We start from the raw sequence: 13,096 nt of genomic DNA on the forward strand, positions 1-13,096 counted from the left end.
CGTTGGTTGAAAAATATTCGACGAACAGGTCAGCGAAGACGAAGTAATCATGGAAGTTGAAACGGTCAAGGCAACCGTGGAAATCGAAGCGCCATCGGATGGTGTGCTGGCGACAATCGCCGCTCCGGAGGGTGCGACCGTCAAGGTCAACGCGGTCATCGGAACGATTGAAGGCTGATGGTGCGCGCGTTCACCGAGATCCCGCTTACGCCGTTGCGGGAAGTCATTGCTGCCCGGATGACGCAGGCAAAGCAGACGATTCCGCACTTCCGCCTCGTCGCGAACCTGGAAATTGACGCTCTTTTGCGTTGGCGGGCAGCGATCAACGAAGGGAATCCGACGGGACACCGCGATCCACCGATTGAATCCGTATCCGCTGGCGTATTCAGAAGACAATAGCTGAATAGATTTCAACGGTAGCCGATGGGCCGTTTCGAAGGCAGGACCGTATTCATCACGGGCGCCGCGCGGGCATGGGCGCGGCCCACGTCCGCGGCTTCGCCGCCGAAGGGGCCAAGGTCGTCATCGCGGACCTGCTCGAGGCCGAGGGCGAGACGCTGGCGCGCGGGATCGGGAGTCAGGCCCTGTTCCAGCCCCTGGATGTCACCCGGGAGGAGCAGTGGGGCGAGGCGGCGGCGGCGGCCGACGCGGTGTTCGGGTCGATCTCGGTGCTCGTCAACAACGCTGGCGTACTGCGCAGGGGGCCGATCGACGAGATCAAGCCGGCCGACTGGCGACTGGTCCTGGAGGTCAACCTTACCGGCGTATTTTTAGGCATACAGGCGGTCGCGCCGTCCATGCGTCGCGCGGGCGGAGGCGCCATCGTCAACGTCTCGTCGGCAAGTGGCCTGTTCGCCACGTCCGCCGTGTCGGCCTATACGGCCAGCAAGTGGGCCGTGCGCGCCTTGACCAAGAGTGCCGCCCTGAAGCTCGGCCGGCACAAGATCCGGGTGAACTCGGTCCACCCCGGCTACGTCGACACGCCGATGTTGCCCGCCGGCGCGGAGGCGAACTCGCAGAACTTAGCCCTGCCCGGCGTCGTTGACCCGGACGTGATCACCAGCATGGTGCTGTTCGTTGCCTCCGATGAGGCCAGCTTCTCTACCGGCTCGGAGTTCGTCGCCGACGGAGGGATGAGCCTTGCGGGCGGCAAGGCCATGAAGGCATAGCCTTTACGTCCCCTTTACGAACCCGTAGACGCTTGCGTAGCCAGGAAGGCAATAGCCTTGCGCGGCCGGAGCGCCCCACGAGCGACGTAAAGCGACGCGCGGGAGGGGCCTTGTATGAGGGGTATTTGTCAAAAGGCTTGTACTTCCTAGGGCTCACTCTTTCTTGCGCAGCCGAGCGTCGGCGCTTTGCGCCTTTGCGCCGACGTCTTGCCGAACCATTCAGACCGGAAGCGTGGACGGGTCAAGGCCGACAGCCGCGAGCGGGCGCGCGTAAGCGCGAGCCTTGGCGCGGAGAACTTCCGGTCTGTCGAGACGCACAAAATCCGAGCGACCGCAGAGAGCCGTCCTCGTGAGAATACGCAATCTGCTGCTCGAGCCAGTTTCAACAAGGGCATGTTGACCGGTGATCACTGGGCGCAGCTCAACACCGTCCCGCCGCTGATCGGGCGCCGCCAAGATGATTGCCAAGGACCGCAAACAGAATTGGAGGGGCACCGTAAATTTAGGCAGGAAGCAGCGTTGGAATTGTAGCAGCTCATTTCAGTGAGCTTGAACGTGCCACAGGAGAGCAAATTGATCGATCCGCCACATTGTCGTTGCCGATGAAAAACTAAACGATCTGGATCGTCGCAATCCCGAGTATCGAATAGTGATCTTCAAAAAATGTCATATCCCTAGAATGGCAAAAATCATCCGTATGACTTGATCGATGATTTGGGCGGAAGCAAGTGGATCGAATGCTGATTCTTATTCTTCGCTGCAGCCGGAGCGCCTTCCTGGGACTGACCGCCGTCAACTTGCGCTGCTCTGAGGGAGCCGCGTCTTACACCTTCATATGAAAGCTAGCGCCGCAGTTTGGTTGTCGTGCCTTTTGAATAAGGCGTCATGCTTTGGCTTGATTTGAGTGGGCTCAGCTCGAGACAGCACCAAGCTCTCGTGTGCCGAAACTACTATGAAAGCGAACGGCATGCTGGTGGTCAGCGGCGGGCCCGTGGCACCTCGACTCCGATCAGGAGAGAAACCCAGGAGTACCCGCTCTTGCCCGCAGGGACTCGCCGTTGGATGCAGCCAAAACGCCGCCATTTGCGCGTCCGTGAAGGCGCGGCGAACTGTCGTCCCGACGTGGACATAACTGCACTAGTCTCCTCCTAGTAAAACCGCTGCGAGTATGGTGCAACTCGCCTTTATAATCAATAAGATCAAACAACCGAAAGGCGCTCTCGATCAGAGCCGATGGTAGGGAGCACATTGAGAAAGTCGCTACGGGACGAGTTGGGCTGTCAGTTTCTACGAAGAAGTCCGGCGCCAACTTAGTAGAACAAGCTGATTCTATGCGCGCAGGAGCTAGAACTCGGGTAATTCTCTCGTCTATGGCGAGATAGTTTCTAGTCGCATGGCGTTCGCTTAAACGGCGCCGATCGGGACTCATATCGAAATGACCACACGCACCAATAGTTTTCTGCCGAATGCCGAGCGCGAGGCGGTGATGGAGCTGCGCCATGCCATGCATCGCGAGCCAGAGCTCTCGAATGCGGAATGGAAGACCCAGGAGCGAATCCGCGAGATTTTGCAGCGCTTTGGCATCGATGGCGCCCAGGTATTCCACAACACCGGCCTGTATGTTGATATCGAAGGCGCTGCCTCTGGCCCAAAGCGATTGATCGCGGTTCGGGGCGACATCGATGCGCTGCCAATCCGGGAGATGCGCGACGATCTGCCATATCGCTCGCAGGTCGACGGTGTGATGCATGCGTGCGGCCACGACATGCACGGCTCGATTGCGCTTGGGACTGCGCTTGCCTTCAATCGGATTCGGGAAAACTTTGCAGGCAAGGTGCGCGTGTTCTTCCAGCCGGCGGAGGAGGCTGAGCCGCTCGGTGGGCGTACGGTAGCACAAGAGAAGCTGTTGGATGGCTTCGATCGGGCGGTTGGTTTTCACGTCGCTCCGGATCTTCCGGCCGGTACATTCGGCGCGCGCGAAGGCGCGGTGACCAAGTCCGCTGATTCTTTTAAACTCACGATTACGGGCAAGATGGCGCATGGCGCGGCGCCGTTTAAGGGCGTCGACGCGATCGCTATCGCAGCTACCTTCGTCAACGAGGTGCAGAAGGTGGTTTCGCGCGAAATGCCAGGCGACGACGGTGCAGTCATCACCGTTGGTGTTATCCGTGGGGGCGAGGCGGCAAACATAATCTGCCCGTCGGTCGTCATGGAGGGCACGATCAGGACCCGCAGCCCAGTGCGTCGGGCGTTGCTCACCGAGCGCGTGCGCGAAATTGCGGAAGCTGCTGCCTCAATGCACCGCGGTCAAGCCGGATTGATCATCCGCACCGGTGAGCCGCCGGTGGTCAACGATCCCGAAATGGTAAACCGTTTCCGTCAACTCGTGCACGATGCCGCCGGGCACCAAGCGTTCAGCGACGAGAAGCAGCGCGGAGACGGCAGCGACGACTTCGGATTCTACTCGGCATGTGTGCCATCCATCTATTTTTGGTTCGGCAGCCGAGCTCCTGGCAATGACTCGCACCTGCATACGCCGACCTTCGGCGTGTCCGATGACCTTCTCATCCCGACCACGGAGCTTGCGGTTAGGTACATCCTCGATCTCTTGAGATCATGAGAGCAGTCGGGCCGTAATCGTGGCCAGCTGCCGTCAAACAGCTTTTGGCGTCGGACAAGGAGTTCCTCAAGCCGCGGATCCTGGCCGCCGTGCAGGAGACGCTGGAAGCCGAGACGGCGGAGACGCTCGGCGCGGAGAAGGCGGACCGAAGCTCGGCTCGGCTATCGGTCCGGCTACTACACACGCTCGCTGATCACCCGGTGGGCAAGATCGAGTTGAAGGTGCCGCAGGACCGGCAGGGACGGTTCTCGACCGAGCTGTTCGAGCGCTATCAGTGCTCGGAGAATGCGTTGGTGGCCGCGCTGGCCGAGATGTATGTGCAGGGCGTGTCGACGCGGAAGGTGAAGCAGACGCCAGGCAGCCTGACGATGCTCAGGCCCACCAAGGGGATGGGCCACCCCTCTCCACCGCCGTCGCTCGCCCGCTGCGCTTCTGGGTGAGGCGAGCGACGGCGGCTCCGAGGGGATGGCTCACCGGACCCCATGATCAATTTGCTGAACTTGACAGAACCCCAGCCCTCCATCCCGTTGGGATGCAACCTACCGTTCCGAGGTCGTTCCGGGGGCCGCCGCGTCTTTTCCCCGAGGGACTCCTGCGACCCCTCCAAAAAAAATAGCCGAATATATGGGCGCCAAGGCATAAGCCGGTCGGCTTTGTTCTTCATGTGGGGTGCTTTTTGCCAATGGATGGGCTCCGGTCAAACGGGCGGATGAAGGACTTCAATGAACACGCGCTCGAACGGAATTTGATCTCGTGCCGAACGCGATATCGTGCTCGTGTGTTGCACCGCTTGGGAAACCCGCCCATGCCGGACTTGATCACATCGTCGCCGCGACCGTCCCCTGTGGATCGCGCCGACGCCGGGCTCGTAACTCCGGTCGGGCTACGCCCTCCCTGCGTCACGAGCCCGGCGAAGCTCTCTCATCCTGATTGACGCTCCACTGTCACCCTGATTGCCGCGCGGCACAGGCGGCCAAATTGTAATCGATCAGCCTATCATACAAGGCGTCGAGCGGGTGACTTGTGTTCCGGGCGAGAGCTATCTCGCGGCTCTCGACGCGCTTCAGGATTCTAACATCGACGTGATGACCTGCTTGAGGGCGGTGCAGCGATGATGATGGAAGCTTACGGCAAGCTCACGGGCCGACCCGGGATCTGCTTTGTCACTCGAGCCCCAAGCGCGCACTATGCCGGCATAGCGTGCACATCGTCCTGCAAGGCTGCACGCCCATGATCCTGTGCATCCATCAGGTCAGCGTTCCAGGAGCTCAACAAGCTGTATTTGGGATAGTGGCAAAATGGGTAGTTGATATTGATCGCCCGATCGCATTCCCGAGCCGGTGGCCGCGCTTTCCGCGTGGCTATGCAAGGCTATGGCGCGACAATCAGGATGAGAGCGCGCATTGCGTCAGCTTAGAAGCTCCCGAATGATAAGGCTGTTGCCTCATGTAAGCTGCTCCCCAACCAGACGGGCGGGCGGACGCGACGATGAGGCGGCTGAGCATGGCGGCTAGGAAGGAACTGATGGCAGCTGAGGGCGAACGCTATCGATCGGGCGATCGCGGGAGAAGGCGCGGATATTGGATGAGTTCGTCAATATCACTGGATATCATCGCAAGCATGCGATGCAGCGGCTGTGGGGTCACCATGGGTCGCGGACAGGTCGTCGGGCGCGACGCCGGATTTACGGTGAAGCCGAACGCAATGCGCTCGCACTCCTCTGGGAAGCGTCGGACCGGGTTTGCGGCAAGCGGCTGAAAGCCTTGATGCCAGTGCTGATGGAGGCGATGAAGCGGCACAGCCATCTCGACCTCGCTCCCGAGATCCGCGGCAAACTGCTTTCGATGAGCGCCGCGACGATCGAACGGGCGTTGGGGCGGATTCGGGAAGGGCTCGGTCGCCAGCGCCGGCGACCGGCCGCGCACGCCCTCCGACGTAGTATTCCGATACGGACGTCAGCAGATTGGAATGATCCGGCACCGGGATTCGTCGAGGCAGACCTTGTCGCCCACAGCGGTCCAAGCGCGCGGCAGTTTCGTACAGACCGTGGCCCTCACGGACGTCGCGACGGGCTGGACAGAATCCGCGCCGCTGATCATGCGCGAGCAGACGCTGCTGAGCACCGTGCTGACGGAATTGCGTAAGCAATTGCCCTTCGCGCTTCTTGGCTTGGACACGGACAATGACACTGTTTTCATGAACGAGACGCTGAAGACGTACTGCGACACAGCCAATATCGTTTTCACCGGTGCCGGCCGTACCGCAAAAACGATCAGGCGTTCGTCGAACAAAAGAATGGCGCCGTTGTGCGCAGGATGGTCGGCTACCGGCGGTTCGAGGGTTTGGAGGCGGCGACGCTGCTGGCGCAGCTCTACCGCTCGGCGTGCCTGTTCGTGAACTTCTTCCAACCGTCGTTCAAGCTGATCGCCAAGCAGCGCGACGGCGCCCGGGTGCACAAGACCTACAGCGCGCCTGCCACGCCGCATCAACGGCTAGCCGCCGACTCGCGCACGTCCGATGAAGTTCGCGCCCGTTTACAAGAGACTTTCGCCGGCCTCGACCCCGTCGCCTTGTTGCGCGATATCCGAGTGACGCAGGAGCGGTTGGCGGCGCTTACTGACGCCGAGCCTGCCGCGAACGCCCGATCGCGCAGCCGATTGATCTTTTCCTGGCGAGCTTGAGAACCGCTTGGAAGGAGGGTGCCCGGCCGACAGATCGGCCGATCGCCAAAGCAAAAAGAGGCCATCGCCGTCCCGACCCGCTCATTCGAGTGACGCCGGATTTGCGCAAATGGTTTGAAGCCGAGCCGTGGCGGACCGGTCGAACTCCTGGCGCGATTGCAGACAGAATACCCTGGAATCTATCCCCAAAAACTTCTGCGCACGCTACAGCGTCGCCTAAAGACCTGGCGCAGCGAACAGGCCAACGCCATGCTGTTTGGTCCCTCCCAAGTGCCGCCGCTCGTCCTTGACGTCGTAGCGCCTCAGTAACGGTGGGCAAAAGCCGGGCGCTGCGAGCCGCGACCATTATCGCATCCGGTGCGGGCCGAGTGCCTGATCCGTCCTCGGCGTCAAGGCCAAGCCCGCTACGCGGGTCGCTCCGCGAGCCTTGACCCCTGCGCGCGGATCATGCGGACGACCATGAGCTTTGCTGGCAGGCCGGCCCTTGAGGCCGGCCCCGGTCAGCAAAGCTCATGGCGAACCGCTACCAATGAGGTTACGCCAGCACATCTTAGGCCCACTTCGGCAATCATTGAAACGCCTGGCCGCCTCCGCTTCACGCCGGGAGCCATGAATGAGGCAGCGGGCGAGCCTGAGGGAGCACTTTTACGTGCGGCAATACGCGCCCTCATCCTGACTGTCGCGCCATAACGCCCGAGCGGTCGAGATTAAGCGTTCCAGTGCTTAGCCGATGATCCTGGGCAGGGCTGCGTTTACCAACCGACACTTTAGCTGTCCCAGCCCGCGCCATCCAGTATGCGGAAGCTGAAATCTATCGAGGTGCGGAGCAGGTGTCCGCGGCTCCCAGAAGTCGGTTGCTCAGACCTTTTCACTACCAGCATGCACCATCGTGAAGAGCTTCACTCGTTTTCAATTTTCGATGCGCATACGCTGCTCAGAAAGGTGGACTAGGTCGCTCAGTGTAAAGATGCGGTTGCGAATCGTACGAAACGTACAGATCTGACGTCTAAAAAACACGATCGTAGACGGGCTATCTTGGTTTGTCCGTTACGTACAGAGTTTCTGCTCCAATAGGCAGCGCAATCTGTCAACGTAAGTGCGCGAGGGGCGGAATGATCCGCACCGCGACGTTCACTGGTTCAAGCTGCCGGTTGACGTTCGACGATGGCCCTGCAGGTCGAGAATGATTGGGGGCGGGGGCGAAGGTGGTCGGCTCTCCAATGGTTGAGCAGGCACCTTACAGGCCAGACAATTTGGAGGACTTTTATGAAGATGGTGAAGAGCCTTTTGCTCGGTTCGGCGGCGGGATTGATTGCTGCCGGCGGAGCGCAGGCGGCCGATCTGCCTGTTAAGGCCAAAGCGATCGAATACGTGAAGATCTGCTCACTGTATGGAGCCGGATTCTACTATATCCCAGGCACGGACACATGCATCAAGCTGGGCGGTTATCTGCGTGCCGATGCTCTGTTGGCCACTAGCTCTGACTTTAACGCTGCCACCGGTGGCGTGGCTGGTGCCCGGAACCGGCTAAGCAATTACTACACGACCCGCGCCCGCCAAGATTTGCAAATCGATACGCGCACCGCAACCGAATACGGCGTGGTCCGGACGTTCGCGGAGCTCACGTTCACTTGGACCAGCGGCACCTACAGCGGCGCTGGGACGACCGCGGCAAATGGCTCGACGGCCTACACGTCGTCGGTCGGTTCTGCGGTCGCTGGTGGAGCGCTTGGTGTCTACTACGCCTTTATCCAGTTCGCCGGGTTCACTTTTGGTAAGGCGGAGTCGCAGTTCAGAACCCCTTGGGCAGAATATCCGGCAAACAATTTTGAATTGCCGGGAAGTGCCGGATGGGATCCTGTGAATCAGGTCACCTATACCGCTGATTTTGGTCAGGGCATCACGGCTTCATTCTCTGCCCAAGATCAGGTCGCAAACTACACGACCAACCTCTGGAACGTGAGTAGCGCGACCGCGGCGGGAATTGGGACCGGTTCTTATGGTGCCAACGATATCGGCGGTTCGCGAGCGCCAGACCTCGTGGCGAGGTTCCGTGTTGACCAAGCTTGGGGACTCTTCCAGGCGTCGTTCGCCGCGCACGACAATCATGCGGCCTACTATGGCGCTTCCGAAGTCACAGGCCATCCGGGGGACAAGTGGGGCTGGGCTGGACAGGTGGCCTTGTCGATCAAAAACATCCCGACGGGCGCGGGTGACACGATCAATTTGACCGGCGTATATACGAACGGCGCGAGCGCGTACAACTTCCATGACTATCTGCCCTCAACCTACGCGATGTACGGTGGTACCGGTCTAGCTGGTGCATATCAAAGTCTCGGGTTTGGTGGTGTGTCGGACTCTGTGTTCGTCACCGGCGCTGGACAGGAGCTGACCACGACCTATGGCTTCAACGGTGGCTATACCCACAATTGGGATCCATACTGGAACACGTCGATCTTCGGCGCATGGGCTGCTGTCCGGTACAACAACACGGCCAAGGGCTACATCTGCGGCACGGTCGTCGCAACTGTCGCTCTCTCGAGCGGTCTTGCCGGCTGCAATCCCGACTTCAACTACGCGGTTGTCGGCACGAAGACGTCCTGGACTCCGGTCAGAAACCTGACCTTCACGGGCGAGCTCGCGTATATGATGCTCGATCAAAAATATGCAAGCGGAAGCAATGTGACTCTCCCGCTGCAATCGGGGATCGCAAAGCCGGCTGCTGCCTATGAGCTGAAGGACCAGAACAGTCTCGTGCTGCTGCTCCGCGCTCAGCGCAACTTTTAGACTCTACTAAGCTAGCGGAAGGAGAAGACTCGACTTCATAGATCTAAATTCGACCTCCAAGGAAGGCCTCCGGCATGCCCGCCGGAGGTCTTCTGACGTCAGCCAGCGCGAACTTGGCAGGCAGGCCAGTTGGTACCGAACCGGCAGGCGACGTTGTCAATGGGTCTAAAACTGAGGTGCCGCCGTCAACCTAAGCTAGTCCCAGTGGCAAGAAGGGGAAAGAGCGAGTCTAGTCCGATACCGAGTGGGTATATCGTCTGGAGAAATTCCGCACGCAACGCCGGGCGTCCTTCATCTGATCGCTTCACACGTCAGGTGCGGCGAAACCAACAGCGCAGCCAAGTTTGCCTGCTGGAATTGTGCTCACCACCCCCGAGAAACGTATATGATGGAGCCTTGACGCCGATTGGCGATATGGCGCGGGAGCGTACTAGATGCGGTAATGGGCCCGGCTCCGGAGCAAGGGGTCATGATAGTGGCTGTCCCCCGATAGATGATGAAACGGGGTCACGACTTGAGTCGGCCCCAAGCATCTGGAGACGGAGGACAGCCGTGGAGAATTATGCCGGAATCGACGTGTCATTGGAACTGTCGAGCGTGTGTGTTGTGGACGCCCAGGGTAAGATCCTGAAGGAAGCGAAGGTTGCAAGCGAACCCGACGCCTTAGTCGACTTTTTTGAGACGCTCGGCTTTGCAGTGAAGCGGATCGGGCTGGAGGCTGGGCCGCTGTCGCAATGGCTGCATGCAGGCCTGAAAGGTGCAGGATTTGAAACAGTTCTGCTGGAAACGCGGCACGTGAAGGCCGCATTATCTGCAATGACGGTCAAGACGGATCGCAAGGATGCCCGCGGGATCGCCCAGTTGATCCGGATGGGATGGTTTCGGCAGGTACACGCAAAGTCGGTTGATGCGCAAGAGATCCGGGCACTCCTGATCGCACGCAAACAGCTTCTCGGGCGGCTGATCGATGTAGAATTAAGTATCCGAGGGATTTTGCGCGGCTTCGGTCTGAAGGTTGGCCCGGTGACGCGAAGGAATTTTGAAGCGCGGATTCGAGAGTTGGTTGCAGGCCAGGCGACATTGGAGCGCATTGCTGGTGCGATGCTTTCGGCACGATCGGCCCTGAAGGCAGAATACGGAAGACTACACAAGGCTGTGCTGGCAATTGTGCGTGATGATGCAGTCTGCCGCCGGCTTATGACAGTACCAGGCGTTGGCCCCCTGGTGGCCATCACCTACAAATCGGCGCTTGATGATCCTCATCGCATTGTAAAGTCAAAGGCAGCAGGCGCGCTGTTCGGGCTCACGCCAAAGAAATATCAATCGGGAGAAAAGGACGTCACGGGCGGAATCACGCTGGCCGGCGATGAGACGGTGCGGACGGCCTTGTATGAAGCCGCCAACGTTCTGTTATCGCGCATCACGCGGTTCTCAAAACTCAAACGCTGGGGGATGGACGTCGCCAAGCGGAGGGGCTCGAAGCGCGCAAAGGTCGCCTTGGCACGCAAGCTCGCAGTGATCCTGCATCGGATCTGGGTCGATGGCACGACTTACCGATGGGCCGAAGCGGGCTCAATCGCAGCATAGAAGACGTGGAGGAGATCGAGAACGCAACCGGGATGAACTGAAGCCCGGTGCCCGAAGTCCCGTCGCCGGGACGGTGGATGCGGTGAAGCCGTTACACGCCCAGTGGCCGTCGTCCGACGAACCACGCGTATCTAGATAGGCTCACCGCTCCCTCTGACAGCATGATGTGGCGGCCAGGCGTCGACCACGAACAGAAGCATGAGCTCGGCGGCGTGGCGTTCACTCGGGAGGCTTGACATCATCGGGCCCATTACAGAAGGGTCTGTACCTAATTAGCGAACTGTGATTCCCTCGCAGCGGGTTGATTCCACGCGGGGGACTTCGATGCGCAAAGGACTGTTCTGGCTCAACGACAAGCAATGGGCTCTGATAGAGCCGCATCTGCCAACGAACCAGACCGGACCGGTGCGCGATGACGATCGACGCGTCATCAGCGGTATCATTCACATGCTTCAGTGCGGCGCACGCTGGCGCGATTGCCCGCCCGACTATGGTCCGTACACGACGATCTACAATCGTTTCAATCGCTGGGCCAAGCGCGGACATTGGCGGGCGATCTTTGAAGCGCTCGCCCGCTGCGGCAAAGACGGCGTGACTTTGTCCATCGACTCCACCACGATCAAAGCGCATCGCTCGGCGAGCGGCGGAAAAGGGGGGAGCATGAACAAGCGATCGGCCGATCGCGCGGCGGGCGGACCACGAAAATCCACGCGCTGAGCGACCCTGACTGCCGACCTTGCGCATTTCATCTCACTCCAGGCCAGGACGCTGATATTGCCGCAGCGCCAGCCCTTTTGGAACTCGCGCCACCCATGTCTGCCCTCATTGGCGACAAAGGGTACGACGGCGACGGCTTTCGAGCCGAAATCGTCGATCGTGGTGCCAAGCCCGTCATTCCAAACAAATCCAACAGGGTCACTCTCCACAGCTTCAGCAAACGCGCCTACAAGGGGCGCAACGTTATCGAGCGCTGTTTCTGCCGCCTCAAGGATTTCAGGCGTGTCGCAACTCGCTACGACAAACTAGAGCGGTTCACGGATTTATTGAATCGGAAGGGATTCCGGGTCTGGGACGAATATGATTCAAGATGCTGGCTGGGCTGGAGGCCAGCATCCGATGGTCCGACCAATTTCCAACGATTTGCGTAAGCGTGCGGTATCCGCTGTTGCCAAAGGTGAGAGCTGCCGATCTGTGGCGGAACGGTTTGGCGTTGCTGTCTCGTCAGTTGTGAAGTGGTCACAGCGTTATCGAACGACCGGCTCGGTAGCGCCTGGCAAGATGGGTGGTCACCGCAAGCCTGTGCTTGATCCGCACCGCGCCTTCATCGTCGAGCGGATCACTCAGACGCCGCACCTGACGCTGCATGGTCTGAAGGCGGAACTGGCAGCCCGTGGGGTCAAGGTCTCACACAATGCGGTCTGGCTGTTCCTGCGCCGGGAAGGGCTGCGGTTCAAAAAAAACACTGTTCGCCCTCGAACAGGCTCGCGCCGACGTCTCTCGTAGGCGCTTGCGTTGGCGAGCCTGGCAGGCCGGGCTCGATCCGGGCCGGCTCGTCTTCATCGATGAGACCTGGATCAAGACCAACATGGCCCCTTTGCGAGGCTGGGGACCCAAAGGGGCGCGCCTGCGCGGCTTCGCTCCGCACGGTCACTGGCGTACCCTCACATTCCTCGGCGCGCTCCGCCATGACCAACTCACGGCACCCTGCGTCTTCGATGGCCCGATCAACGGTGAATGCTTCCGTGGTTACGTAAAGCACATTCTCCTGCCAACCCTGCGTGAAGGCGACATCGTCATTCTCGACAATCTCGGAAGCCATAAGTCGAAAGCCGTCAGGCAAATGATCAAGGCTGCTGGCGCCAGACTCTGGTACCTGCCGCCATACTCGCCCGACCTCAACCCAATCGAACAGGCCTTCTCCAAGATCAAACACTGGATGCGGCAAGCTCAGAAGCGCTCAATCGAGGAGACTTGGCGCCATATCGGTCACCTCGTCCAAGACATCCAGCCTCGCGAATGCGCCAACTACTTCGCCAGCGCCGGTTATGCTTCAATCAAAATGTGAAACGCTCTAGCCAGGAACTTCTTGGCTGCCGTCCATCTCGCCGCCATCGTTGCCTATTGGATCAATTGAGTCCGAGCCCTAAGTCCGGCCGCATTGGGATCGAATTGCCAGCCAAAATAAGCTTGAGTCCCCGCGGGTCACTTCAAATTCCTCCGGGTATGGTCAGTCAAATTCCTCCACCCGCGAG

8 protein-coding genes and 3 pseudogenes are annotated in these 13,096 nt (G+C 59.9%); all 11 read left to right on the forward strand.

Annotated elements, in window-relative coordinates:
• Nucleotides 1-49 precede the first annotated feature (49 nt).
• The 11 genes and pseudogenes from ACRQ5Q_RS09650 to ACRQ5Q_RS09700 all read left to right on the forward strand — a co-directional run bounded on the left by ACRQ5Q_RS09650 (nt 50) and on the right by ACRQ5Q_RS09700 (nt 12,909).
• Nucleotides 50-178, forward strand: a complete 129-nt coding sequence (locus tag ACRQ5Q_RS09650; RefSeq protein WP_439397391.1) for a biotin/lipoyl-containing protein — start codon at nt 50-52, stop codon at nt 176-178.
• Nucleotides 178-399: a 2-oxo acid dehydrogenase subunit E2 gene (locus tag ACRQ5Q_RS09655; RefSeq protein WP_439397393.1), complete on the forward strand. Its 222-nt coding sequence runs from the start codon at nt 178-180 to the stop codon at nt 397-399. Before ACRQ5Q_RS09650 ends, ACRQ5Q_RS09655 begins: the two co-directional genes overlap by 1 nt.
• A gap of 74 nt (nt 400-473) precedes the next feature.
• Nucleotides 474-1,169, forward strand: a complete 696-nt coding sequence (locus tag ACRQ5Q_RS09660) for an SDR family oxidoreductase (protein ID WP_439397395.1) — start codon at nt 474-476, stop codon at nt 1,167-1,169.
• Between the two features lie 1,435 nt (nt 1,170-2,604).
• Nucleotides 2,605-3,789 (forward strand): M20 metallopeptidase family protein, encoded by a 1,185-nt coding sequence (locus ACRQ5Q_RS09665; protein ID WP_439397396.1) that lies wholly within the window; start codon nt 2,605-2,607, stop codon nt 3,787-3,789.
• 44 nt (nt 3,790-3,833) lie between these two features.
• Nucleotides 3,834-4,229, forward strand: a complete 396-nt coding sequence (locus tag ACRQ5Q_RS09670; protein ID WP_439397398.1) for a transposase — start codon at nt 3,834-3,836, stop codon at nt 4,227-4,229.
• A gap of 513 nt (nt 4,230-4,742) precedes the next feature.
• Nucleotides 4,743-5,161, forward strand: a pseudogene (locus ACRQ5Q_RS09675) (thiamine pyrophosphate-binding protein); the annotation flags it as partial.
• 116 nt (nt 5,162-5,277) lie between these two features.
• Nucleotides 5,278-6,779, forward strand: a pseudogene (locus tag ACRQ5Q_RS09680) (ISNCY family transposase).
• A gap of 957 nt (nt 6,780-7,736) precedes the next feature.
• Nucleotides 7,737-9,257 (forward strand): porin, encoded by a 1,521-nt coding sequence (locus ACRQ5Q_RS09685; protein ID WP_439397400.1) that lies wholly within the window; start codon nt 7,737-7,739, stop codon nt 9,255-9,257.
• Nucleotides 9,258-9,809: 552 nt separating this feature from the next.
• Nucleotides 9,810-10,844 carry an IS110 family transposase gene (locus ACRQ5Q_RS09690; RefSeq protein ID WP_271610751.1) on the forward strand — a complete coding sequence of 345 codons (1,035 nt, stop codon included), beginning with the start codon at nt 9,810-9,812 and terminating at the stop codon, nt 10,842-10,844.
• 324 nt (nt 10,845-11,168) lie between these two features.
• Nucleotides 11,169-11,992: pseudogene (locus tag ACRQ5Q_RS09695) on the forward strand (IS5 family transposase).
• Nucleotides 11,961-12,909, forward strand: a protein-coding gene (locus tag ACRQ5Q_RS09700) for an IS630 family transposase (protein ID WP_439368321.1) whose coding sequence is annotated in 2 segments (ribosomal slippage) — nt 11,961-12,296 and nt 12,298-12,909 — 948 coding nt in all. Because the reading frame shifts where the segments join, the coding sequence is not laid out codon by codon here. The pseudogene ACRQ5Q_RS09695 and the gene ACRQ5Q_RS09700 overlap by 32 nt, the downstream one beginning before the upstream one ends.
• Nucleotides 12,910-13,096 lie beyond the last annotated feature (187 nt).

This window comes from Bradyrhizobium sp. PMVTL-01, assembly GCF_051861855.1.
In the GTDB taxonomy this organism is placed as follows: Bacteria; Pseudomonadota; Alphaproteobacteria; order Rhizobiales; family Xanthobacteraceae; genus Bradyrhizobium.